Here is a 25,863-nt window from a genome sequence, read left to right on the forward strand (position 1 = left end):
GTTGACATAGCTTCAATGAGTCTTTTGAGGGATACATGATTTCCATGGAATAAACGCAATGCTGCTGATAACATGGTTTCCAATCCGATCGCACCAAAACTTGCTTCGGTAAAAGGCCGGTTCTTTGTATCGGCGTGACGAGGAGTATGGTCCGATACAATAATATCTATATCGCCTTTGGCGAGTGCATCAACCATACCAATACGCTCTTCTTCAGAACGTAAGGGGGGTAGAACCTTGCAAAAGCTGTTATATTCTCCAATGTCATTCTCATTGAGTATTAGATTGTTAATAGAAATACCGCAGGTTGCTCTGATTTTATTTTCTTTGGCACGGTTTAGTATAGAAATTGACTGAGGGGTAGAAACGACGGAAGCATGATAACGTCCTCCAGTGCGTTTTGCTATCCTCAGATCCCGTTCAAGAGGAATGATTTCAGATTCTGCAGGAATGCAAGGTAATCCTAACCAGTTTGCGACGATTCCTTCATTCATAACTCCATTTGATCCAAGAAAATAATCATTCGTATCAAGAGCAACTATGGTATCAAACATATGTGCATAATGCATGGAATTAAAAAGAACTTGTGTATTCTTCAAGCTGAAGGGTCCATGTACAAAACTGACCACACCTTGCTCCTTGAGAAGTCCAATTTCGTTGATTTCTTCCCCTGCCATATTGCGCGTTAAACTGGCTGCTGGATATATATTTGTTACGGCATACTTTTGTGCTTCTCTTAGAACGAATCTTATGAGGGTATATTCATCAACTAACGAAGATATAAAGGGCATAACGATCAAAGATGTTACGCCACCAGTTATTGCTTCCTTGGAGATTGCAACTATATTTTCGGAGTATTTTTCGGGAGAGCTTTCAGGAATGACGCGTGCATCAATTAATCCCGGAGCAGCAACGAGCCCTTTACAATCTCGGACTTCTGCAGAGGTTGGAAATCCCTGATTTAACGCGTCACGCCCAGCTGCCAAGACAATGCCATTTTCGACAATGATTGTACCGATCTCGTCAAGATCACGAGAAGGATCAATGATGCGTAGGTTATTGAGAACAAGTGCTGTCATGTTTTTTTCTTTGCATGATTATTTCGATTCGTAACAAGTTCTTTAATAACAGCCATACGGATAGCCACACCCATCTCGACTTGATTTTGAATAATACTTTGAGATCCATCAGCTATATCGGAAGAAATTTCAATGCCACGATTCATAGGACCAGGATGCATAACAAGCACATCTTTTTTGGCATATTTAATTTTTTCCTTATCAAGAGAGTATATATATGAATATTCTCGCAGAGATGGGATCAAAGCCCCTGACATTCTCTCAATTTGAAGCCGCAGAACCATAATTACATCTACATCTTTTAGACCTTTCTTCATATCATGGAAGATTTCAACACCCATGTGAGATATGTTTTCTGGCAGTAGTGTTATGGGGGCGATAACGCGTACACGGGCTCCCATGGTATTGAGAAGAATAATATTAGAACGTGCAACACGGGAGTGAAGAATATCACCGCAAATAGCTATAGTAAGATTAGAAAGTTGCCCTTTGAAACGGCGTATTGCCAAGGCATCAAGTAATGCTTGAGTTGGATGTTCGTGAGTTCCGTCACCTGCATTTATGATTGCTGAGCCTTTGGTTTTTTGAAGCAAGAAAAAAATAGCACCGGGACATGGGTGGCGGATGACGAGGATATCTGGCTTTGAAGCGTTTAATGTCATTACGGTATCAAGTAAGGTTTCCCCTTTTTTCATAGAAGAATTATTTATGATAACATTTATGACATTGAAACCGAGACGTTTCCCAGCAATTTCAAAAGAAGATTGGGTGCGAGTTGAGTTTTCAAAAAAGAGATTTGCTTGTATAAGTTTTGGAAATTCTGCAGTATGTTTGCTATTACAGCGGTTGTTTAAATATTCTTCTGCTCGGTCTAGAAGATGGCTTATATTATCTTCAGAAAGGTCTTTAACACTGATAAAATTGCAAAAAGGAAAAAAAATCATAACATGCTCTCCAAAAAGCTGTTATATCCTCCTTCAACAGTAGAAGCGAAGCTATCAGTGATAGGGAAGAAAAAATGTGATAAAGAACCTGCGTGGATATCGTTTAAGCAAAGACTTTGTCTTTGTAAAGGATTTTGCATTTGCAGACAAGTGAGCCGAGAGGCAATAACAAGGATTGTCCTCTCAATGTGCCTTAAAAATTTTTACTAAAGATCAGCCAATGACCCAAGATCATCCATTAAATTCCCTTTCTACATTGAATCAACCACCTCTTTTTATGGGAATTGATGCTTATAGCAGTGATTCCTTGGTTATGGATCTCACTTCTAATTTTCCGCATGTTGTGCGTAAGGAACTTGAATTATTGGGGAACCATGTTTTCTCCTATGCTGCACAAGAATTAGCACGTATGGCCAATCGGAACAGTCCGCAGCTTCGTTCCTATGGGCCGGGTGGAGAGCGTATTGATATAGTTGAATTTCACCCAGCTTGGCATGCTTTAATGCGTCGTTCTATGAAAGATGGTTTGCATTGTTCTGTCTGGGATAGGAATGTTGAACCAGATATTCGCAAGCAAGCATATAAAATAAGAGCAGCTAGTTTATATTTGATGGGACAATTAGAGTCTGGGCATCTTTCTTCCTTGAGTATGACCAATGCATCGGTAGTGGCATTGATGGCTTCTTCAGAGATGCAAAAAGGTTGGTTGCAGAAGATATCATCACGAGAATATGATCCTTCTAATAAAGCATCTATATATAAAAACTCTGTAACAATTGGACTTGGATTGACAGAAAAGAGAGCTGGAACTGATTTAGGAGAGACCACTTCTTGTGCTGAAAAAATTAGTGACGGTATATATCGTTTATCAGGTCATAAATGGTTTGTATCTGCTCCAATGAGCGATGCTTTTGTAATACTTGCTAAAACACCTGAAGGTATTGGTTGCTTTTTGGTTCCTCGGTTATTAGAGGATGGTTCTCTGAATGGTCTTTGCTATCAAAGATTGAAAGATAAGGTTGGAAATCGATCAAATGCTACTGTCGAAATGGAATTTTCTAATACTTTTGGATTTTTGCTTGGAGATATTGGTTCGGATGCTAGTCCTATAGATGATATGAAAATTCTGTCTTATTTGGATTGTGCTATAATGTCAGCATCGGGAATGCGGGCTTCTCTTGCTGAAGCTATCCATTATGCACGTAGACGTTATGTTTTTGGAAAACTATTAATTGATCAGCCGGTGATGAATCGGGTTTTTGCAGATATGGCTTTGGATGTTTCAGCTGCAACAGCTCTTTCTTTTCGTTTGGCTGGTGCTTTTGATAGAGCTAAATCTCATCCTGAAGACGCTGCGTATGCGCGTATTATGGCACCTGTTTCCAAATATTGGTGTTGTAAAATTGCGCCAGCGATTATTGCTGAGGCAATGGAGTGTATAGGCGGATCAGGGTATGTAGAGGAGCGTTCTATTGCTCGTCATTATAGGGAAGCTCCTGCTAATGCTATCCTGGAAGGATCTGGTAATGCAATGGTATTGGATTTGCTTTCTCTGCTAGAAAATGGGAATCATCTTTTTGAACAGGTGTTTACGAGTTTAGGGAAAGATCTAGGTTCGTCTGGTAAAAAGATTGTAGCCATGTTGCAGGATTCGGTATCACTCTGTAAAGAGGACATAGGATCAGCGCGTCTTCTGATTGAGCGAATGGCATTGGTTTCTGCCGCATCTGAACTTTATCGATCGGGGGCAGGGCGTATAGCTGATGCATTTTTGGAAACTAGGATTTCAGGTGGTTGGCGTTCAACATATGGTATGTTGGATAGTCGTTTTAAGGCTTCTAATATTGTGAATTGCTTGTATCCAGACATGGGTTGATGGGCATATATTTTATCGATCCTCAACAGTTTTAAAAGGCAAAGGGAAACACGCTTTCGACTAACTGGCACAGCGATATGAAAGAGTTAGCCGGAGATCTCAATGGATCTTGGGATGTTACATTTCGCGATCAATCGTAACAACTCACCGATTCGCATCAGATAAAAGATTTTTCCATTTCGGCGGTTACGATACAGTATTGATCAAGAATATTATAAATAACAGATAAGTGCATATTTAAAATCGCTGAAGCATATTATCAGTCCAGACTTTGTGGATGCTTTGGCATACGTACGCCGTTGATCCGTCAAGAAAAGATTGCTTAAATTTAAATATGGGATGCACTAAATATGATGCTGAGCCTCTGTTGGTAGATAGCAGATAGGAATATGGCAGGAGACGAACAACAAAGGATTTCTGTTTAACCTAGGTGGCTTTTTTGGAGGCATGAAAAAGCAGCTAATAGAGAATTGAATCAATCCGTTTTCGGAGGGAATGAACAGGACAAGCGAGAGCTATAACACGGGTGCAGAAATTAAAAAAGATGAAAAGCCGTATCGGATGACGGATGAGGAGCGTCAAAAAGAAGAAGAGAGAGAACAGAAAGTATTTTGCTCATATCCTAACAGACATGGGTATGTCTTCTTTTCTCTTGGGTAGAACTAGGCAGTATTGACATCCATCCCCGTCCTAAAGGACGAGCTGGATGTCAATAAACGATCTTTCGCTGGCGGAGAACTGTCTTCACAAATCATACAGTCTCGAAGTGATACGGACATGCACTCACACGGCGTATGCTGATAGAATCGATCATAGGGATTAATGATTTAATGCGTCCATTCACAGCTATATTTTGGGCTGTTGTATATCCAGATGCTTTTTACTAATGATCAAGGCTAATATCATCCATTTTGACCCTTTTGAGGTATTGAACTTGTTCTCTCAAGAAGTTATAGGGCTTATTTTAGGATTCTGGTATACGGATGGTATTGTGAAAAAGCGGTGATACCCATATGTCTTACCTTAAAAAAGATGAGACAAAGTTATTAAAAATATTAAGAAAAAACAATAGTTTGTTTTTTTTATTGCTTTTCTAGATAATCCATTCAATCATGTGTGTAGTTTCTCCTACTTCAACGGAGAGGAAGCAGATAGTTTTATGATGCCATGAGCGGATTTATTCACTCCTGCCTTTTGAGACGTGTCCACAAACCACTTACTTCATTGTTGTGTGTCCATTGAAGTTTTTCTCAATTGACAAAAAGGTGTCTTTGCCTGTAGGCGTTATTTCAAGAAGCCTAATGAGATGGTTTGGAAGCTCTACGGTAATTATCGTTTCTGCCTTTTGGGTTTTGATGGAAAAGACGCTATCCTTTAAATGCTGATGGTCAGCTCTACGAGAAATCAGTGCATTTCAGACCTTTATATAGCAAGAACTCAAAAACTATAAACGGGGCAATGTTCCCTCTTGCCAATGTTTCTTTTTGCCAATAGCTGTTAAATTGACGAATGTCTTCTTTTATCCATGGCGTAAAGCCATCGGTTTTGTACTTTGGTTTCTCTATTCTAAGGCACGCATTAGCTTTTAGATGTGTATGTTTAGTCGCTCAATTAAACAGCATTCTCACAGTTCTTAAAAACATGACGGCTGATGACTGTGTGGATTTTCTGTCCTCCAACCCCTAGAGGATATGATTTGAAGTTATCTTTTTGTAGTCAAAATCACCCGTATTCTTTATGATGGCTTTGAAATTGGCTTTGCTACCCGTGATTTGAGAGGGCTATTTTTTTATTACATCCAATAGTTTAAAACAAAAAATAGGTATACGAGAGGGCACGAAACTAAAGTCAATGGAAAACCCCATAAAAACACCTGTCTCAATATCCAAGATATCCACATAGGCACTGTGATCCTCACAGGATTTCCGAGAGAGTCCAAAACCGTTTTTCCTTTGAAACCGGAATGAAAGATTAAAAAGTCCTCATAATCATATGGCGTAGGATCGGGGTATTTACTGAGTATATTGTTATATTCTTGCTCCATAAAGCTACGTGGGTGATTAAGTATATTTTTCAAATCTAAATAACAACAGAAGAATTTGTGAGAGAGCACTGCAAGATGAAGCTTACGGGAAATACTCCACAAAACAATACCTATTAGACAATAAGCTAATGCAAACCCGATGTTAAATATCCTAGTCGGTTCGTGAATTATGGCTACTACTGAGAATAATACAACAGAAATCATAGAGCTAAAGGCTATTCCTTCCAAAGCGACATTGAGAATTTTTGTTTTTCTTCTAGCCTGCAGGTAAACTTCGGAAGTTATCCATATGGAATGCTCCAGAATATGTTTGTCTTCTCCAAATATATAGGTTTTGCTAGTTTTTTCTTGTGGTTGTTCTTGAGGAGATATAAAATTTCTCATTTTATTATCTCCATCTGTGCCGTAAGATCCCTTGTGTAGACAATAAGTTGTTCATTAAAAACATATATCTGTTCTTTAAGAACCTTGTTTTTCAACTCTAATAATATCATTTCTCTCTCATATTCTTTACAGGCGAGTTTGGATAGCATCTAGAATCTTGTTCTATATTTCGAATATCATAATCGTATTGTATTAATTTATTCAAAAAAACGCTGCAAAATCACTTCGAATATCGGGCTTTAAAACTTCGTATCTATTTCCTTTAATAGCACATCCTTTTGCCTCTAAGCGTGCATACAGAAAAGGCTTTAATAGCTCAAGTGCCATCAATTGAGGTATGCCACACTCGTGTAATTTTAATCCCGTTCTCGAAATGATCACAGAACATCCTGAATAATCCAATCTCTTTCTCATATGATTGCCGTTCTAACCAAGAAAAACTTGATTACTAAAGGTATGGAAGATTGGGCTAAGCATATCAAGGATTATGGAGAATAATGTCGTTCATGATGTAGAAGGAAATCTTGACGAAGAGAAGGAATGCTTTGAATTTGTTAAGCTTTTTTGCCAAATAATTTTCACTTTACCCGCTATGATTAAAGAGAAATAAGACAAAATGCAGAAGAATAGTATGAACCTTCATCCTTCTTTCTAGTGTTGAAGATAAAAAGGATACAAAATCCTTGTAGATCATTCCAATCTGTTGTAAATGTCTTCATAGACGGGATCGTATTTTCAAGCTTGAGGAGACTGTTATACAAGAGGTATATTACTAAAGACTAGAGATCATCCGTTTGCAAAATAAACAATTTTCAAAATCTTCATAACGCTTAGAGAATCTATACCTTGAGTCTTAACTCTTGATTTTTCCAAGATGCGATTAGCTGCTGCACGAGCATCATGTGATCTTTCTTTCGATGGTAGACGAGCTATTGGATTTTTTCAATGTCATGTCAACACCTTTTTGCATTATATTGTGAAAAATAGGGCTTACAAAGGTGAGGGGGATCAACACTGAAAAGTGTAGTTACCTCCGCGATGTCTTATTCTGGATTAAGGGTAGTTAAATCGTTGTTTTTAGGATATTAATCGTTTTTACTTCTTAAGAACATTGTCACAAAAAGCAATAAGAAAGGAAGCGCCACAAATCCCCAGTAGAAGATGGTTACTGCGTGCTCAATCTTGCCGAGGTGATTGTTGGTAACACGCATAGCCATTTCTATATCGGTGAGCTTTTGGAGTATTTCAGGTGTCATTTTTTATCTCCGTTATGAATTTCTTAAGTATCTTGTTTTTCTTGCGCTAGATATTACCGTTTGTACATGCATGTTTGATAAGGAAATAAGTTCAATGTATTTTATAAGAATCCAAAAAACATGAGAGTACCCACTCAAAACAAAAAAATCTAGACTTTTGTTCTTTTTCGTTTCGGTAGATACGAAACTTACAAACGATCCCATAAACAAAAAACCTAATGCCTAATAGTAAAACAATCTATTCGAAGGGGACGCTGCATCATCGATTTTGCCGAGGTGATTGTTAGCAATAAGCATAGATTTTTCTCTGTCGGTGAGCTGCTTTAATATTGGGATGTTATCTTAATACTTCTAGTTCTTTCTTGAATCTTTGATTTTCTATTCCATATTCATTGTATGATTCCCCAAAGGTTATAGGAAAGATAATAAAGAACTACGAAACACATGCCGAAATTCAGCATAAAATTAAGCAGTAATATTTCTCTCTTTGTGTTTAGCATATGAATTATTAAAGGTGACAAAGAGGGTGCAAGCAATCGTCCAAGCGATAGCGAAACCCGCATGGCGGGTTTTTTCCTGTCTCGCGTTTATCGTGATTTTTCTTACCTTTAGTGAGTGCAAGATCAAGTTTTGCCAATCCTTTTTCATGAAAAGAAAGCTTCAGTGGAAAATGAGGCAGAATCGCTTCTCGTGCTATGTATCTCTGTCTGATGATTTAAAGAAACGATGCTTGGATGTCATTTTAGCTATTGATTTTCTCTGTCGGCGTGGGTTTTGGATATGCCCATAATTTTGTCGCCGAGTTTTTCCTAGATAGAGTTCAGCATATTACATTCCATAGTACAATTTTATATTTTAGGGGAATGAAGAATAGGAGTGAAAGCTCATAAAAAAGAGGAGTAAGGGCAAGGCAAGGTTTCCCATATATTAAAGTCTAATTATGCAACGGCAGTAGATTTTTTCTGTAATCTATAGGTATGAAGCCGATCCGTTTTTGCCAGATAGAGTTTGGCATGTCACATCCCATAGTACAATTTTATATTTTAAGGGACTAAATAATATGAGTAGTGTTTTAACAAATATTTCCGCAATGTCTGCTCTACAGAAGTTGCACTCTGTCAATAGAAATCTTGAGCGTTCACAAGATCGCATTTCATCAGGTTTGCGTGTTGCTGATGCTTCTGATAACGCAGCTTATTGGTCAATTGCAAAAACGATGTTATCAGATAATAGTTCTCTTTCTGCGGTTTCTGATGCTATAGGGCTCGGAATTGCAAAGGTAGATATTGCAAAAGCTGCATTGGAAAAATCCATTGAAGTGATTTCTAATATAAAGAACAAATTAGTCGCTGCTACAGAAGAGGGTACGGATGCGGGTTCTGTTCAGGAGGAAATTACTCAGTTACAAGCTCAGCTAAGAGATATTGCAAGAGGCGCTTCCTTTAATGGCGAAAATTGGCTGCAAGCGAATATTGGTTCTCCTTCTGGTTTTGTTACCAAGAGCGTTGTAGGTTCTTTTATTCGTGAAAATACTGGTGCGATATCTGTTAGGAATATAGACTATGATCTTGAAAGTGATAGTGTATTATTTGATACCGTACAGGGAGATAAGCATTATGGTATCCTAGATAGGAAAGCTATTTTGAGTGATTTAGAGCCCAAAATAGCAGACGTAACAGTCAATTATCAAAACTCAAAAGGTAAGACTTCTTCTGAATCTATGGCGCTTGTGACAGTAGATGGGGCTTGGTTGCAATCCAAAAAAGCTACTTTTAATCAAGAACTAGGTATAGCAAGATATTCTCCTTCGGGAAATACTTCTAGCAGTCATGGATCAGGCGGAAATTCTTTTGCTGCTGATCCAAATGCTATAGTATATGTTTTGGTCGCAGACGATGTTTGGGTGCGTGCCACTAAAAACAAGCCTACGAGTACTAAGGATGATAGTTTTTCTATTATTCCTTTTGTTCAGGAGGGTACAGAAAATTACTACATTGATACATCAAAAAAATCTATAGAGACAAAACCTGATAATGCAAAGAAGGATGAAATTAATGATAACAAAATTGAATTGGGTTATTCTGTTACAACATTGAATATTACCGAGCATAAAAATACGGATATGTATACGAAGACTACTGCTATTAAGAAAATGGTAGAATTTGTTGATAGGCAATTAAGAGCTACAACTGTTGCTGCTGGAAAACTTGGATCGATTAGTTCTCGTATTCAGTTGCAAGAAGACTTTGTAAAATTTATGCGTGATTCCATTGAAAAGGGTGTTGGTCGTTTGATAGACGCGGATATGGAGGCTGAATCAAGCAAGTTCGCAGCGCTACAAACGCAACAGCAATTGGCGCTTCAAGCATTATCTATTGTCAATAATTCTTCTCAAAAAATTCTATCTTTATTTCGTGGTTAGAAATTTATTTGGATAGTGATGCGATTATTGGAGAACCGTACATCTTTTGTGGGGAACGGTTCTTCAAATCTCTTTCGCTGATACTAGTAGATATTATGTCATTTGTTGATTTTAATGAATAGTGCAAATAATTTTAGGAAAAATTTTCTTGTAATAAAGCGATGTTTGTTGAATTTTGTTGTATGGAGTAAGCGTGATAGATAGAATGTTGTCTCGTCTTGAGGATTTTAGTCAGGTCAATTCATTAGTTGATACCATGGCTTCTCCTGATAAATCTGCATCTAGGATAGCTAAAAAAAAATCTTCGGTCATTGATGTTCAGTTAGAGCGAAATACAGCTTATCAAGAAGGATATGCGGCAGCTAAGGGTGATCAAGAAGATTGGGAATCTAAAATTGCAGTTTTACAAGAAGCTCATCTTAGTGAAATTTCGGATTTGCGTGCAAAATTTGAAGCTTATACAGGCGAGATGATATCTATTGCATTGAAAGATGTCGTAAAATCATTGTCAAATTCCCTTGAGCGTGAAGTGGTGCGGATTTTGATGACTGTTTTAGAAGTTGGTCTTGCTCGCAAGTCCGCTGTTGAGCTAGCGAAGTGCGTTACAGATTTTCTTAAAAAAGGAGAATGTGATTGGATTACAGTTCATGGCTCAAAGAGTTTGCATAAACTAATTAAAAAACATCTAGGCGAATATTCCTCAATGGTTCGTTACAAGGTTTCTGATGAGATGGAATTATCAACTGAAATTTCTCATTGTTTGATTACAACGCGACTGGAATCTTGGGCAACTGATGTTAAGAAAATTCTAGAATAAAGAAAGTTCTTAGATGGGCAATCAAGGGAGCGGTGATCAAGAGAAAATCCAATTTATTTTCGTCAAAAAGAAAGTAGCGTCACAGAATTCCAAAAATAGATTCGATTCTTGGAAAATTGCTTATGCTGACTTTATGACGACATTAATGTCTTTCTTTTTGATAATGTGGCTTGTAAATGCTTCCGATAAAAAGATCAAGTTGGCGGTAGAAAATTATTTTAATCCCTTTCGATTTTCAAATTCAGAAATCGCATTTCAGGGGATTGATGATGTTGTGAGACATCGAGAAAATCCCTCTGAAGATCACTTATTAAGTGAAATGATAGAAAAGTCATCTGTTGAAAAAACATCAATGATCACGGACAAGAAAACCTCTCTTAAAAAACAAGCTAATATAGAAGAAGATTTTTTGATGGAAGACGATGTTTCCGATCAAGAAAGAAAAACAAATAAAACCCTTCTCACCAAAAAGGATGCAGGAGATGGTGTTTCTTCCCTTACAAAAGATCAAGACAACATCGGACATTATATAAGTCCTTTTAGAATAGATTTTGGACAGGGAAAAGAAATAAATTCTTCTCTTGCAACTAGTACTTTAAAGAACACAATATCAAGAAGAAGTGACGACAATATCATTGTGCAAAAGATGCCTATAGATCCAGATAATGCAAAGGAATTGAAGGATGAAAAAACAGGAAATCATCCTGATTTTTTGTTAAAAAAAGAAGATGTTTTGAGGTTAAAGAGAGAAGAAGATGCTAAAAATCTGCAAAAACTGATAAGTAGGGAGCTCTCGGAATTAGTTGAGGAAAAATCTTTAGGAAAAGTATCCGTACAATCTATAGAGGGGGGAATGCTTGTCTCTGTTCTTGATCAGGGAAAGAATCCTATGTTTGAAATGGGTTCTTCCAAGCCACTCAAAGAAACAGTTTTAGTCATGCAGCAAATCGGTAAAATTCTTTCTGCAGGACAGGAAAAAATCATCATAAGGGGACATACTGATGCGCATCCATTTCTATCTCCTTTAGGAGACAATTGGAAGCTTTCGATTGATCGAGCATATAGTGCATATCAAATGCTTATCAAAGGTGGAATTGATGAGGGACGTATATCGCAAATTTCTGGTTTTTCTAGTCATCATCCCAAGATTTTATCAGATCCTATAAATGCGGCGAATCGACGTATAGAGATTTTTATCAAAGATAAAGATAGTCCTAAATGACTTGGAAATTTATAATTTTTTTTATGATTGGAGCTATGAGAGTGCTTCCAATTTTCGCGATGGATCAGGATTCCAGAGGTTCTCCAGCACCATATTACTTGGTGCGATCTTTGCAAAATGCATTTGACGATGCCGTTAACGGTAGGTGTTGTCCTCAGAAAAAAAATTCTGATGTCCTAGAAGAAACAAGCACACAATTGCGTTCAACTAATATGGATGCTTTTGCAGATCGGCGTAATGTTGATGCGATCCTAATATACACGATTATTAGTGGAGATTCTTCTATTTTAAAGGATGTGGTTTTAAAGGATACAAAGGGTTACTTTGATGATCCTATCGTTCATGCTTTGGGGAAATATTTTGAGGGAGAAACGATTCCTTCGATTAGATATTTAAATAGAATAAAAGAAAGTTCTCGTGCCAGGCGACTTGAGCCATATATTTATTTTATTATTGGAAATACTATGAGAGAACTAAACTCTAAGGGAGTATTGCGGTTTTTTGATCACGTTCGTCTTACTTCTCCTGGTACGGCTTTAGAAGAAATTTCTTTGCGGAATTTGATCAAAATAACTTCGGAAAAAGGTATGGAAGGGCGTGCTTTAGAGTATATCCGTGATTATGCCCGCTATTTTCATCATTCCATTTATAAAGATAATTTTGTAGATTTATCCCTGAATTTTTTTTTATCCGATTGGATTAAAGTATCGAACGATGACATCATTTCTATAATATCATTTCTGGATTTGGATGATCAGTACAGAATGTATTTAAAAATAGCTCGCCATGCTGCAATTGCGGGGAAGAAGACAATAGGCATATTGGCAATTGAACAACTCAACAAGATGAAAAGCACACTAGATAACACGGATTTGGCTTCTATATGGCTTTATAAGGATCTTATTAATATGCCTTTTGTAGATGCGTTTTCATCTCAACGTAGCTTGTACAATATAGCCGATGATTTTCTTCGATTACAGGATAGAAATTTAAAGAAAGCTGCGAAAACTTTACTTGAAGATATCCTGAAGCGAGCATTAGATGATAAAACAAAATTCGTGGATAGAGATTTAACATTCAAGAGAAAACAGAAGGATTATATTGATTTAAATCTTGCAACTTTTATTGAGAGAGCTCGTAAAAAGATCAAAATAATAGATGTTTTTCTTGAGGAGTATGACAGGTCATGAAAGATGTAAATACTATAGTATGTACAGATTATTTTGATAAAAACATAATATTTTGCAATCAGAGGCAAGATAATTCTGATTCTACTCAAGAAAAAAAGAAAGATGATTTTCGAGACTTTTTGAAAAAAATTCCCGAAAAAGAAGTCATCAATTCTCAATTGTCACACGATGTATTCTCTCTATCTAAGAATGTTGATTTGACAGTGCCTAGATTATTTAAGGACGTGAGCAACAGTGATGGCTTGGAAGGTTTTTTTTCCCAAGATGAGTTGGCGACTGCAAACATGCAGGATTGGGATAGAAACAACAAAGAAGACAAAGATGCCCTTGTGGATGTTTCTGGGATCATTGCAATATGCGACAATGGGAATTTAGATGGTCGTGATTTTATTGCTCAAGATTTTTCTGTTATGCTGGAAAAAATTATTTCTAAAGATAATTTGACGAAGGAAACTGTTTCGGATTTGCTGCCGGATTCTTTTTCTTCCGTTAATCCCATCAATTCTGATGTATTTGAGAGCCATTCAAAAAACACCTGTTTTGGATCGACAGATTTTTTAAAGGATGATTTAAAAGATATGATTCCGAATAGCCGTTCTATTCAGGAAAAGAATCAAGGGACTAGAGTTATAAATTCAAGAGTCTTTGCGTCGCAACAGGATGGTGTATCTGCTTCAGAGAATGGACTGATAACTCATAAGACACTCGCTTTAAGTGAAACTTCTGATGTTCCTCAAACAGCCTGTCCATACGATAGTGAGGTTTTTTTTAAAGAAATAGTAGATGATATGAATCAACAGCCTTCTATACGGCTTATTTCAAGTTTAGAGTATACCAATTATGCAAAAAAAGAGCAGATTAATAGCTTAAAAATTCAAATGAAACCAGATAGTCCTGAAAACGTAATCGCTACTTTGCGTTTATCTGGAAGCAAATTATCTATCAGGCTACAAGTGGAAGCGAGTTGTCTCTATAATAGAATACAATACGATCGTCAGGTTATCTTAGATACATTGCAGTTTCCTGGATATACGATAGATTGTTTTGATGTGGCTTTTATAATGCAAGACGTTGCCGATTTTTACCCGAACACAATCGATTTTCATACACAGCAAAAGAATTTTCAGCAATCAGAAGATTCTGGTAAGAATAAACAGCAAGATTTTGAAAGATGGAGGGCTGATAAAAAAAATTTTTCAGAAGAAGAGAACAGGTGGGATATCTATAATGACAGAGGAGGTACAAGTGCGTGTGCCGATTGTGTTTATATATAAATTTTCTCTTTTAAAACGATGATCTCGTTCTGATTGGGTTTTTTTCTCCGGGCAGGATATTTTGCAAAATGTAATTTTTCTTTTTATAGGATCTCATCAAAACATCTGGGTCTGAAGAATTTTTCCTTTCGGTAATGCCTCTTAAAAACCTTTTACGGGAAAGACCTGCCAATACAGAGAAGAATTTAATCTCATAAGCTTTGAAAAACCTGCTATCAGACAAATATTGTCCGATGGGAAGAAGGGCTTCTATTTTTATGGTTAAGTCCTCAATTCCATTCGTCTTCGTTTTTTTGTATGAAGAAATAAATAGAAATTTCGCAATTAGTTGTCCAATTATGCTCAAAGGCATCCTTTGTTTCGCATTGTTTTTTAAGGAAAGGTCTTTTCTTCAGAAAAGTATACGTATATCAGCTATAAAAGCATTGTTTTTCGAAGATCAATCCCATAGAATTCGTACAGTGTATTGAGGTGATCCTGTTGAAGATTGAAAACATTTCGGCAATTATTGGTGGCAAGGTAGAAGAAGGATTCATGTGTGATGTGAAGATTGATTTCTAATAGTCTCTCAAAGGTTTTGGAGAGTGTTAAACAGCGAGTAATTTTCGAATTATAGAAATTAATGAGCAGAACTAGTTTGTGGTCACATTGTCTTTATTTTTGTCTCCAACAGAAAGTATAAAAAGTTTTTTACGCAGTATCGTACGTCCTGCACATATTCTGGTTGCTGTTTCGGGGGGGTCAGATTCTGTTGGTCTTCTTGTCGCTTTGCATTCTATTCTTATGGAAAAATCGTTTAAAGGAATTGGTTTATCTGCTGTCACGGTAGATCATGGTGTGAGAATTGATGCAAAGGATGAGGCAAATTATGTTTCTGAGCTTTGTTATAAGCTAGAAATTCCTCATGCAATAGTTTGTTGGAAAGGGCAAAAGCCAAAATCGGGGTTTATGGCTTCCGCTCGAGAGGCTCGTTATGCATTGATATCTGATCATGCGATTAAAATTAGTGCTACTTTGGCTGTTACTGCGCATACTTTTAATGATCAATTAGAGACAATTTATATGCGTTCTAAGCGTGATTTGTCTGGCAAGGGTGTTGGACTTGCCGGTATTTCTGATGCTGTGCTTTATGATATGCGTTTGTGGGTTTGTCGTCCGTTTTTACAATGTCGTAGAGAGGATATACGGGCTTTTTTATCAAAAAAAAATGTAGGTTGGCGTGAGGATCCAAGTAATGTTGATGATAGATTTGAGCGTGTTCGTATCCGGCGTACTGTTCGCAAAGAAGACTTTGAAATGGTCTTTAGTAAGGTAAAGATTTCCCAGAAATCACGCATTGAATTAGGAAATGGTTTGGTTGAATTGGTTTCCAAGCATTTAAAGGTTCATTTGCAGTCGGTGATTTCGATAGAGCGAGAGGCATTAAAAGCTGATCCGATTTTTGTGTCTTATTTAATCAGGATTTCTGTCGCAATTTGTGGTGGGAAAAATTTTTTGCCTGGATATCGAGAGATGGAACGGGTAATGTCGTTTGTGCAAGATGGGAGACAAGGATGTATAAGTATTGGAAGGGTGGTCCTAGATTCGTGCAAAGATTTTATTTGGTTAACTCGCGCGGTGCGTGATCTGCCGACGCAGATTCTTCATCCTGGTGAAACTGCCGTGTGGGATGGAAGATTTCGGTTTACGAACTCTTCCGTGGAATCTATGCAAATTTGTTCTAGGCGGCAAGAGAAGATAGAAGTTTCGCCGTATCTTCCAAATAGGATTGCACGACGTGCTATTATCAGTATTCCATCCCAAGTAGGAGGAAAGCCTTTTTTATCGCCATTTTCTCGTTTTTTAACAAGTTTCGATTTACCTATAGCCCATGTCTTTTATAAAGCATTTGGAACAGCCATTATTCCGAATTCACCGTTTTTTTATGAAGAAGCATAAATTTTCATTGATTGTATTGGATTATTATTATTATTATTATTGTTCCGCCATAAATAATCAGTATAGTAGAATCTCTGATAGTCGATAATAGTTGTGGTTTTCTGAGGAATTTCATGAATCCTAATTTGAGAAATTTTATTTTGTGGGTGATAATAGCGATATTTTTGATAGCGCTATTTTCTGTATTGCGATCTCCTACCAGTCAGGATGGTATGCAAGATATATCTTATTCTCAATTTATAAGGGATGTAGATTCCGGTCGTATTCGTAGCGTTGCTATAGTAGAAAAGCATATATCTGGAGTATATCAGGGAGAGACTTTATTTCAGACTTATTCCCCTATTGTAAACAACAGCCTTTTAGAAAAATTACAGGGCAAAGGGGTGGAGATCTCGTCGAGACCCTTGAGTGATGGTTCTTCGGGGTGGTTAGGTTATATCAGCAGTTGGATTCCTGTTCTTTTGGTATCGTTTGTCTTTATCTTTTTTATGCGACAGTTGCAGGGAGGTGGGGCTCGCGGTGCTATGAGTTTTGGAAAATCCAAAGCTAAATTGCTTGCAGATCGCAATGGTCGTGTGACATTTGAAGATGTTGCTGGCGTTGATGAAGCTAAATCTGATTTGCAGGAAATTGTTGAGTTTCTTTGTGACCCTCAGAAATTCAAACGTTTAGGCGGGCGTATTCCACATGGGATTCTTCTTGTTGGTCCTCCTGGGACGGGTAAGACGTTGCTGGCTCGTGCTGTTGCAGGTGAGGCTAATGTGCCATTTTTCTCCATATCTGGTTCTGATTTTGTTGAAATGTTTGTTGGAGTTGGTGCTTCTCGTGTTCGTGATATGTTTGAGCAGGCTAAGAAAAACGCTCCATGTATCATTTTTGTTGATGAGATTGATGCGGTTGGTCGGCATCGTGGCATAGGATTGGGTGGGAGCAACGATGAGCGTGAACAAACTCTGAATCAGTTGCTTGTTGAAATGGATGGTTTTGAATCGAGTGAAGGTATTATTCTGATAGCTGCGACTAATCGTCCAGATATTTTGGATCCCGCTTTGTTGCGTCCTGGTCGTTTTGATCGCCAAGTCGTTGTGCCAAATCCTGATATTGTTGGGAGGGAGCGTATACTTAAGGTTCATAGCCGTAATGTTCCGTTGGCTCCTAATGTAGATTTGAAAACTCTTGCTAGGGGAACGCCTGGTTTTTCTGGAGCAGATTTGATGAATTTGGTCAATGAATCTGCTCTTATGGCTGCTCGTCGTAATAGGCGTTTGGTTACGATGCAGGAATTTGAGGATGCGAAAGATAAAATTCTTATGGGAGCGGAGCGTCGTTCTTCGGCAATGACAGAATCAGAAAAGAAGCTTACTGCGTATCATGAGGCTGGTCATGCTATTGTTGCGCTTAATGTTCCAGAGGCAGATCCTTTGCATAAAGCCACTATAATTCCACGTGGAAGAGCATTAGGTATGGTGATGCAGCTTCCTGAAAAGGATCGGTATTCTACGAGTTATAGATGGATGATATCCCGCTTATCCATTTTGATGGGTGGGAGAGTTGCCGAAGAGATTGTCTTTGGGAAGGAAAATGTAACTTCAGGTTCTGCTTCGGATATTGAATATGCAACGAAATTATCTCGCGTTATGATAACACAGTTTGGTTTCTCGGATTTGTTGGGAAAAGTTTGTTATGGGGAAAATCAGCAAGATGTTTCTATGGGTCATGCTATGTCCCGATCCAATAAAGTTTCTGAGGAGACCGCGCAGAATATAGATAGAGAGGTTTTGCGTCTCATAGAAGATGCTTATGAAAATGCGCATCGTATTCTTAAAGAAAAACATGATGACTTTATCGTAATCGCCGAAGGATTATTGGAATATGAAACTTTATCCGGAAAGGAAATTGCTTCTTTGATTAAGGGCGAGAAGATTTATAGACCTTTAGGGGACGATGACGATTCCTTGCAGTGTTCCTCGTCCGTTCCGAAATCTGGCATTCAGAAAGGGGATAGTCCTCCTGAGGTATCTGATGTCCTTGAATCCCCTGAGGATAGTAAGGATAATGTTCCTGTTGATTCAAAGGAAGAGACTGCAGACAAGATCTGATAATGATGTCATTTTCGCTATATTTGAATATGAAATTATGTGGATTGTAGACATGTTGCGTTTAGGATGTTTCTTTTTTAAAGAAATTTATGTGATATGACTTCTATCTATAAAAAATCAAAATTCTTTGTTTCGTGATCTTTTTCTTATGAGTATGTTGGTTGGTGTTTGAGAGACAAATGCTTTAAGGAGATGACATGGGGCGACGTTATTTCGGAACAGATGGAATTCGTGGTAAATCAAATACATTTCCCATGACGCCTGATGTCGTTATGCGTATTGGGATTGCGGTTGGAGCTTTGTTTCGGGGTAAGAGTAAGCCGCATAGAGTTGTTATTGGTAAAGATACACGTTTATCTGGGTATATGCTTGAGAATGCTTTAGTCGCAGGTTTTACTGCTGCTGGGGTAGATGCTTTTGTACTTGGTCCGATTCCTTCTCCTGCTGTTGCTATGCTTACGCGGTCTCTACGTGCTGATGTCGGTGTTATGATTTCTGCGTCTCATAATCCATATCAGGATAATGGTATAAAACTTTTCGATCCTGAAGGTTATAAATTATCTGACGATATGGAAGATCGCATTGAAAAGATGCTTGAAGCCGATTTAACACCGTATTTTGCTTGTTGTGATGATATTGGGCATGCAAAGCGTGTTGATGGTGTCCATGATCGTTATATTGAACATGCCAAGCGTACTTTGCCGCGCGATGTTACTTTGCAAGGTTTGCGTATTGCTGTTGATTGTGCGAATGGAGCATCCTACAAAGTTACACCAGCGGTACTTTGGGAATTGGGAGCGGATGTTGTCTCTATCGGCGACAAACCCAATGGGATGAATATAAATTTTGATTGTGGCTCTACAAATGTGGTTGCTCTGCAGAAAAAAGTACATGCGGTGCGTGCTGATATTGGTATAGCTCTGGATGGAGATGGTGATCGTATCATTATCGTTGATGAAAAAGGTACTGTTGTAAATGGAGATCAGATTATGGCTCTTATTTCAAAGGCATGGAAGAATGATTCTTTGCTGAAGGGAGATGGTATCGTTGCTACGGTTATGTCTAATATAGGTCTTGAGAAATTTCTCTCAGGGATAGGTTTGTCTTTGAAACGGACAAAAGTCGGTGATCGTTATGTTGTGGAGTATATGAAAAACAACGGATTCAATATTGGCGGTGAAAGATCTGGTCATATTGTTTTGTCCGATTATGCTCCAACAGGAGATGGACTTGTAGCGGCTTTGCAAGTATTGCGGTGTATTAAGAGATATGATCGATCTGCTAGCGAAGTTTGTCATTGTTTTGAGGAAACTCCGCAATCTTCGTGTAGTATTCGAGTGGACGGTGATTTTGTTTTAAATGATTCGCGGATTAGGCAGGCTATTTCTGATGCGGAAGCGGAATTGCAACAAATAATGGGTCGATTGGTTGTTCGAGCTTCAGGTACAGAACCACTTGTCCGTATTATGGCAGAAGGTGATGATTTTTCCAAAGTGAAATATATTGTTGATGGTTTAGCTAAGGTCATCCGTTCGTTTTCTTTAAATGGGAATTCAAAATAGTTTCTCGCAATATATTATTTGATCTTACAATTGATTGCTTTTTTCCTTCTGATTGTAATCTCTGATTTTCGTTTGTGGAGAATATTTTTTTGTCGTCTTTTATTTCTTTGGTTTCGTATGATATGTGATTTAAAAAGTTTTTTGATTTATAGAAATTTGAGATTTATGTGAAAAGGTGTAATGGGGAGATAACGTATGAACAATTTTCTTTTACAGATTTTTACCTGGTGGAATGGCCAGACGTTGGGAACGAGATTTTTTACGTGGCGCTTTGGAAAGTTTGTAGGTAAGGATGAATTTGGAAATATATACTATGAAGATGGTAAGAAAACTTCATATGGTTTGTCACGGCGTTGGGTTGTTTATAATGGTTATGCAGAGGCTTCTTCTATCCCGCCTATGTGGCATGGTTGGATCCATCATCGTAGGGATGATATTTCTCTGGAACAGGGAGACAATAAAGAGAATATTTTCAGTTGGCAGAAGCCGCATCGTGTGAATGGTACAGGTTCTCCAGATTCTTATTATCCACGAAATAAGAAGAAGGGCGTTTCGGGAGATTCGATTAGATTCACAGGTGAGTATAAGGCTTGGTCCCCTGATTCTTGATCATTGTTTTATTATTGAGATTTATTTTTGGTGAGAAAAAATTAATTGGATAAAATTTTGTTGAAATTCATAATTGTATTATTGGCGTTCTGTTTTTTTGTTAAGAGTATTACGGTTGTGCATGCTGCTAGATTGAGCAATAAGATAGCCGAATTTGCTGGTATGGATAAGATCACGGGTCGAATCGTAATATTTGATGTTGAGATAGATCAGACTGTTCAATTTGGAGCTTTGGAGATTACGCCGAGGGTTTGCTATTCAAGAGATGACAATGAGGTACAACAAGTAGATTCTTTCGTTGAGATTACCGAAACAACATTGGATCGTCTAGTTAAGAAAATTTTTTCCGGTTGGATGTTTGCTGATAGTCCGGCATTGAATGCTGTTGAGCATCCTGTATATGATGTTTGGTTAAAACGGTGTAAAAAACCCTTTGATATTTCTTACAAGGGAGATAAACCTTTGTCTGAACTTGAGGAAAAAACCGAAGATTAGGTTGAGAGAGGGGTATCGTAGTAGGAGAATCCTGCATTTTTAGTTCAAGTCAAAATCATTGATATAATAGATCTGCAAAATATATCTGCAAGAAAGAAAAAGAGTTTCTATCTTCTAAAAGAAATATAAAAAATACCGATTATATCTCTATTACTGGAGATCATCAGACAATATAAAATGCTAAGATTAAAGCCAGATATTCTATTTATGATAGCCAAATAAAGACCAAGAAAAAAATTTGAAAGAAGCTCAGTCGAAGATGCCAGCTCATCAATTCGCTTTCGATAAAAAGATACTGGGGATTTCAAAACCAAAGGAAAAGATATCTGCAACCCTTGATATAGAAAAGAAAAAAGCTTTTAAAATTTCAGATGGTCTTTGTGAAGGGGGAGAGCAGCGATGTAACAGCGCTCTTTATCAGCATCTAGAAATCAAACGATACGCTAAAGAAGTTTACAGTCTCCTGTACAAAAGAGCATTTCTGGGCAGAAAAGAAACATTAAGTCTTTAGAGAAAAGGTCTTCAGATATTGAATTTATCTTCGGCGAGAAATAAAAGAGACTAAGGCTGAGCATAATAGGTACGGATGCACATTAAGCCCTTAAAAGTTGATATTGTCCCAAGCTGTTGTGCGTGATGCTCAAGACTTTGTTGATTTCGCTCCAATTGGAGATAATTCGCAGCGTTTTTTAAAAGATAAAAGGATTTCAGGAGATGTTTTTTCCGGAAAAGAAAAGGATGATTTTATTTCTTCGAACAATGATCAATCCGTCAAAGATTTTTATCGGGTTATGATGATGGTAGAAACCTATCGTTCTCGTGGGCATTTTAATGCTCGTCTTGATCCTTGAGGATTGGCTTCTCCTTCTGTAGACTTGCAGGATTTGTCTCCTTCGTAATATTCCCGCAAAGAATGAAACAGCTTACTCTGCACATGCACGCGTATTGGAGGAATCTTGTTCTATATGATCAAAGCAAATTTCATCCATTTTGAATCTTTTGAGGTTCGTAGCGTATTCTCTCAAGAAGTTTAGGGATTGTTTTAGGCTTCTGGTACACTGATGGAATCGTTAAAAAGAGGCGTTAAAACTATTTGTATATTCATCTAAAAATTATCATTGCGACCACAATCATAGACGGTATCTTCCACAACATCCCATGCATCTCAACATGGAAGTTTGCTATCTTATCAGAAAGCTTGTCTACTTTATTTTCAAGTCAGTCATAGCCAATAGCCATGTTCTAAGAGATGATACGACATTCTAGAGGAGAATTAGAGTTGTTTTCTGTTCTACAGCCTTTGTCATATCAATACCTTTTTTCTAATATTCGTACATATTGATAACTTTTAAGATGATAATCCTTTAAAAAGGATTAGAATTCAAGGATGATCCCTAGGGATCATCATAGGCTTCTAGTATAGGGATGGCATTGTAGAAAAGGGGGGGGAAAGGTATCATATTTTATCGTTTCTCTTGTGTGTCCTAGTCCCACCTCAAAAATAGTAAGACCAAATCCTAAAAAATATCTTTAAATCAATGGTTTGTATTCTAATGGCTCCCCGGGCCGGATTCGAACCGGCGACCTGTCGATTAACAGTCGAACGCTCTACCGCTGAGCTACCAGGGAAAATTAAATATTCTCAAAAACGTAAATCAGGAGATGAATCGTCAAGAATTCTTTCAAAAGAATGATTGCTCTCATGCCCTTCAACAATTGCAAAAAATACACCACAATGTCAAGCTATAATAGAAAAATTCCCCTGTATAGGGGGGATTCTTATTGTATTATGTTTACAATGCTAGAAAATTTTTTATCAAAAGAGTGGTAAAGCCTCCTTATCGCTCAGGGAGAGGATATAAGATGAGAAACCTCGAAGATTTTTAAAAATCAGTCCGGAATTTCCTGTTATTTAATGTATTGTTTGATTGTTGAAAATCATTGTTCCTTCACAGTTTTCTATAAAATAACTTGAACTTCACAGAACTTCTTTGTTGTAATAATAATGTGCGACTATATCATGTTGATCGCGGCGAAATAATCTACTCTCCCCTTTTTTAGCCTCTTCACCAGACTTGATATAGGGGTTATTTTCGAAGACAATCAAAACAAGATCTTGCATTAAAGGTGGGAGGATTTGCTTGGAAGTTTATATTGGCTTCCCAATCATCAAGTGTTGACAAAGAGGGCAAAGAAATTCTTGGGACTGGGGGAAAGAAGGTAAGATCTTTACGTGGATATATCATCCATTGATTATGCCATGCATGAAAAGAAAAAGATTTTTAATCTTAGAGTAACTCATAGAGATAACTATAAAAAATAAAATAGGATTGCAAAGGAATACCAGAAAATTTTTACATTGGGCATAATGTTACAATAACTGATTATAAGAGAAGATAGTGGACTTCTAAAGTATAACAGCGCTTATTGTTAAGCTTCATAAGGATTTTGTATAGCTGATAGTAGCTCCACGTTGCCTTGTAATTTAGGTTCTTGGGGATAAATAGAGGGTTATACCATTCGGGTGGGTGAGATAGCACGGGTTTGGCTGAGCCTCAGTTTGCCAGACAAGAAGGTTTTAATGACGAAGACGAGCCTCATTTTTTAGGAAAGAAGGTTTTAATGACGAAGATTATGAGGCAAAAGAGATCAAGAAGTGGCTCGAAGATAGAACGAAAACGTTGTTCTATTTTAAGGAGCGTTTCAGTTCTGGATTTTATGGATACATGAAGTCGTTTTATGTGGGTGGGGTGCCTGCCTGGTGCGGTTGAGCTTGGCGCTAGGTGTTTATAGAAGAAGACCATAAAGAAGTTCGAAGGGCTTTAATTGGCAGCCTATCGACGTTCTTCTGGAGTATGGGACTATTCGTATCTATACGGATTCAGATATTTCTATTGATATAAGGTCACGGCGCGTAAGGCGAATGCACTGCTTTATATAAGATTCTTCAAAGTGCTTAAGCTCATTGTACAAAGTCTCATCTTTTTACTATTCTCTGGCACAAATAAGATATGGGTTATTTGAGGCTTTGTTTCCAATCGTGGTGTTGGAAGGTATGTTGATACGCTTTGCAAGGGTATAGATGAGAAGATTAGCAGAGCTCTCTCATACAAGTTCATAAATGTTTTTTTTGGAAGGAAAGAGATCAAAATAGACGTATCATCTCGAAGAGAAATAGAGGCAGAATTGTCTCTAAAATATTCGGGACATGATACAGAATACTCTGTATAATCAATATCTGCCGGATTTTTGTATAGGAAATTCTTAAGTTGTTTTATTTAAAATTACATTTAATTTTTCTAGGGTATTTAAACTATACAAATTTTCTTTAGGGTTTTTTATATTCATCGCCCCCCAAAGAAGTAAGGTATTTTCCTTAAAAACGGACTTTAAATCATATTAACCTATGGAGGCCTCGCTCGGAATCGAACCGAGTTAGAAGGATTTGCAGTCCTCTGCGTAACCATTCCGCCACGAGGCCTAAAAAAGACGCGACAAGACCTCGAAAAGTGAAAAATGTCACATATTGACCTTAACAAATTTCAAGGATGTATGCCTTTGCGAAGCGTAACAGTAAAGCTTTTTTCCTGCAAGAGGAAATCGACTTGTATTTTGCATCAAAAACCAGGATAAAACTGAATGTAATTCTACGGTTAAGCAACAGTGCCGAGAAGAATGGGAACCAGATGAAAATTTATCGGTTAACAATATGAAATAATATGGCAGAAGAAAAGGGAATTTTATAGACTTACGAATATATTTTCGCCATGCTGCTATAATCTTTTCTAGCTGTAAATATTGGATTTATATGAGGAAATATGATTTACAGTTTTGATGGCGTTGTTTTTGTAAAAGTTCATTTGACTATATTTTTGACATTAACTATGTTGATAACTATAAGTTTTTTGTGGTTCTTAATATTTTTTTAAGATGTCTAGAATTCTTCGTTTGTTTTGGCAGTCCTATAGTAGCTCACTTTATGTTTTTGTATTAGGGTTTTTGTGAGTTGCAAGTATTGCCGATGAGAAGAAGGGGAAAGGGTGCTAATTGCAGAGTTTTGGTTCTTTTTGCAAGCGAAAGTATGCCTAATCCTTGATGAAAAATATGGTGTTGGTGGAGATGTATTCTTTGGTTTATGGCGAGCCATAAGGGTCATTATTAGAGATAAGAGGTTGGGCAGAATTGGTTTTTCTTCAGTCTTTGTAGGTGTCATTTATTAAGAAAAATGAATGCGGTAAGAAATTTAGTTGTTATTTTTATGTAGTGGGAGGAGATTAAGAATGGCCCATTCGGATGTTGTATCTGAACCGTCGATGGAAGAAATACTAGCTTCTATTCGTCGGATAATTGAAAATAATGATCAGGACGTTGGTGTTTTAAAAGATGTCGATGATCAATCTCGTGATCGTAACGAAGATTCTTGTGAACAGAATGGTCGATCTCGGGATGGCAGTTTGTCTTATAAGTTGTTTTCTGAGGGAGATTCTTGTTTGGTTGATTCTGAAAAAGAGACTGTATCTAGAAGGGATTCTGAATCTCTTTCGCTTGCAGACGTTGCAGCACGTATTCGTTCTGAAACGACTCGGGGTGATTCTTCTCGTATGGTTTCTTCTGATCCCTCTGATTTGATGAAAGAAGATCAAAAAACCGTC

Annotated in this window: 21 protein-coding genes, 2 tRNA genes and 1 pseudogene; 16 read left to right on the plus strand and 8 right to left on the minus strand. The window is 37.5% G+C overall.

Annotated features, from left to right (window positions below; translation table 11 throughout):
• Together H0G72_RS02885 and H0G72_RS02890 are read right to left on the minus strand one after the other, a co-directional pair.
• The coding region (locus H0G72_RS02885; RefSeq protein WP_182017288.1) for an amidohydrolase family protein at positions 1–1,079 on the minus strand (1,079 nt) is incomplete at its 3' end.
• The gene (locus tag H0G72_RS02890) at positions 1,076–2,023 is read right to left on the minus strand and encodes an aspartate carbamoyltransferase catalytic subunit (protein WP_182017289.1); all 948 of its coding nucleotides are present in this window, start codon (positions 2,021–2,023) and stop codon (positions 1,076–1,078) included. The genes H0G72_RS02885 and H0G72_RS02890, both read right to left, overlap by 4 nt.
• 220 nt (positions 2,024–2,243) lie before the next feature.
• Between H0G72_RS02890 and H0G72_RS02895 the strand changes: the two genes are divergently transcribed.
• Positions 2,244–3,899: an acyl-CoA dehydrogenase family protein gene (locus tag H0G72_RS02895; RefSeq protein ID WP_182017305.1), complete on the plus strand. Its 1,656-nt coding sequence runs from the start codon at positions 2,244–2,246 to the stop codon at positions 3,897–3,899.
• 495 nt (positions 3,900–4,394) lie between these two features.
• Positions 4,395–4,559, plus strand: a complete 165-nt coding sequence (locus tag H0G72_RS02900; RefSeq protein WP_182017290.1) for a hypothetical protein — start codon at positions 4,395–4,397, stop codon at positions 4,557–4,559.
• Between the two features lie 1,132 nt (positions 4,560–5,691).
• Here H0G72_RS02900 and H0G72_RS02905 read toward each other — a convergent pair.
• From H0G72_RS02905 to H0G72_RS02920, 4 genes are all read right to left on the minus strand, one after another.
• On the minus strand, positions 5,692–6,327 hold the full coding sequence (locus H0G72_RS02905; RefSeq protein ID WP_182017291.1) for a hypothetical protein: 636 nt from the start codon (positions 6,325–6,327) through the stop codon (positions 5,692–5,694).
• A gap of 201 nt (positions 6,328–6,528) precedes the next feature.
• Complete coding sequence (locus H0G72_RS02910; RefSeq protein WP_182017292.1) at positions 6,529–6,708, minus strand: hypothetical protein; 180 nt, start codon at positions 6,706–6,708, stop codon at positions 6,529–6,531.
• A gap of 704 nt (positions 6,709–7,412) precedes the next feature.
• Positions 7,413–7,583 (minus strand): hypothetical protein, encoded by a 171-nt coding sequence (locus H0G72_RS02915; protein WP_182017293.1) that lies wholly within the window; start codon positions 7,581–7,583, stop codon positions 7,413–7,415.
• Positions 7,584–8,091: 508 nt separating this feature from the next.
• Positions 8,092–8,298: an SsrA-binding protein gene (locus tag H0G72_RS02920; protein WP_182017306.1), complete on the minus strand. Its 207-nt coding sequence runs from the start codon at positions 8,296–8,298 to the stop codon at positions 8,092–8,094.
• Positions 8,299–8,643: 345 nt separating this feature from the next.
• On the opposite strand from H0G72_RS02920, the gene H0G72_RS02925 reads away from it, so the two are divergent.
• The 12 genes from H0G72_RS02925 (at position 8,644) to H0G72_RS02980 (ending at position 22,062) form a co-directional block, all read left to right on the plus strand.
• Positions 8,644–10,005, plus strand: a complete 1,362-nt coding sequence (locus H0G72_RS02925; RefSeq protein ID WP_182017294.1) for a flagellin N-terminal helical domain-containing protein — start codon at positions 8,644–8,646, stop codon at positions 10,003–10,005.
• Between the two features lie 193 nt (positions 10,006–10,198).
• Complete coding sequence (locus tag H0G72_RS02930; RefSeq protein WP_182017295.1) at positions 10,199–10,822, plus strand: hypothetical protein; 624 nt, start codon at positions 10,199–10,201, stop codon at positions 10,820–10,822.
• A gap of 13 nt (positions 10,823–10,835) precedes the next feature.
• On the plus strand, positions 10,836–12,044 hold the full coding sequence (locus H0G72_RS02935; protein ID WP_182017296.1) for a flagellar motor protein MotB: 1,209 nt from the start codon (positions 10,836–10,838) through the stop codon (positions 12,042–12,044).
• Entirely contained in the window at positions 12,041–13,234 is a 1,194-nt protein-coding gene (locus H0G72_RS02940) for a chemotaxis protein (RefSeq protein WP_182017297.1), read from the plus strand. Before H0G72_RS02935 ends, H0G72_RS02940 begins: the two co-directional genes overlap by 4 nt.
• Entirely contained in the window at positions 13,231–14,508 is a 1,278-nt protein-coding gene (locus tag H0G72_RS02945) for a hypothetical protein (protein ID WP_182017298.1), read from the plus strand. Before H0G72_RS02940 ends, H0G72_RS02945 begins: the two co-directional genes overlap by 4 nt.
• Positions 14,509–15,147: 639 nt before the next feature.
• The gene (gene tilS, locus H0G72_RS02950) at positions 15,148–16,446 is read left to right on the plus strand and encodes a tRNA lysidine(34) synthetase TilS (RefSeq protein ID WP_310649480.1); all 1,299 of its coding nucleotides are present in this window, start codon (positions 15,148–15,150) and stop codon (positions 16,444–16,446) included.
• 113 nt (positions 16,447–16,559) lie between these two features.
• Entirely contained in the window at positions 16,560–18,545 is a 1,986-nt protein-coding gene (ftsH, locus tag H0G72_RS02955; protein WP_182017299.1) for an ATP-dependent zinc metalloprotease FtsH, read from the plus strand.
• A gap of 197 nt (positions 18,546–18,742) precedes the next feature.
• A complete protein-coding gene (glmM, locus tag H0G72_RS02960; protein WP_182017300.1) occupies positions 18,743–20,107 on the plus strand; it encodes a phosphoglucosamine mutase in 1,365 nt (454 codons plus the stop codon).
• A 195-nt stretch (positions 20,108–20,302) separates the two neighbouring features.
• Entirely contained in the window at positions 20,303–20,716 is a 414-nt protein-coding gene (locus H0G72_RS02965) for an NADH:ubiquinone oxidoreductase subunit NDUFA12 (RefSeq protein WP_182017301.1), read from the plus strand.
• A gap of 69 nt (positions 20,717–20,785) precedes the next feature.
• The gene (locus tag H0G72_RS02970; RefSeq protein WP_310649481.1) at positions 20,786–21,211 is read left to right on the plus strand and encodes a DUF2155 domain-containing protein; all 426 of its coding nucleotides are present in this window, start codon (positions 20,786–20,788) and stop codon (positions 21,209–21,211) included.
• 238 nt (positions 21,212–21,449) lie between these two features.
• Positions 21,450–21,722 carry a hypothetical protein gene (locus H0G72_RS02975; protein ID WP_182017302.1) on the plus strand — a complete coding sequence of 91 codons (273 nt, stop codon included), beginning with the start codon at positions 21,450–21,452 and terminating at the stop codon, positions 21,720–21,722.
• Between the two features lie 103 nt (positions 21,723–21,825).
• Positions 21,826–22,062, plus strand: a complete 237-nt coding sequence (locus H0G72_RS02980; RefSeq protein WP_182017303.1) for a hypothetical protein — start codon at positions 21,826–21,828, stop codon at positions 22,060–22,062.
• A gap of 703 nt (positions 22,063–22,765) precedes the next feature.
• On the opposite strand, the gene H0G72_RS02985 is transcribed toward H0G72_RS02980, so the two are convergent.
• A tRNA-Asn gene (locus H0G72_RS02985) sits at positions 22,766–22,840 on the minus strand.
• A 915-nt stretch (positions 22,841–23,755) separates the two neighbouring features.
• Here H0G72_RS02985 and H0G72_RS02990 point away from each other — a divergent pair.
• Positions 23,756–23,941: a hypothetical protein gene (locus tag H0G72_RS02990; RefSeq protein WP_182017304.1), complete on the plus strand. Its 186-nt coding sequence runs from the start codon at positions 23,756–23,758 to the stop codon at positions 23,939–23,941.
• A gap of 677 nt (positions 23,942–24,618) precedes the next feature.
• Here the strand turns inward: H0G72_RS02990 and H0G72_RS02995 are convergent.
• Positions 24,619–24,692 (minus strand) — tRNA-Cys (locus H0G72_RS02995).
• A gap of 799 nt (positions 24,693–25,491) precedes the next feature.
• Between H0G72_RS02995 and H0G72_RS03000 the strand changes: the two are divergent.
• Positions 25,492–25,863 (plus strand): annotated as a pseudogene (locus H0G72_RS03000) (PopZ family protein); the annotation flags it as partial.

Source organism: Candidatus Liberibacter sp. (genome assembly GCF_014048425.1).
Classification (GTDB): Bacteria; Pseudomonadota; Alphaproteobacteria; order Rhizobiales; family Rhizobiaceae; genus Liberibacter.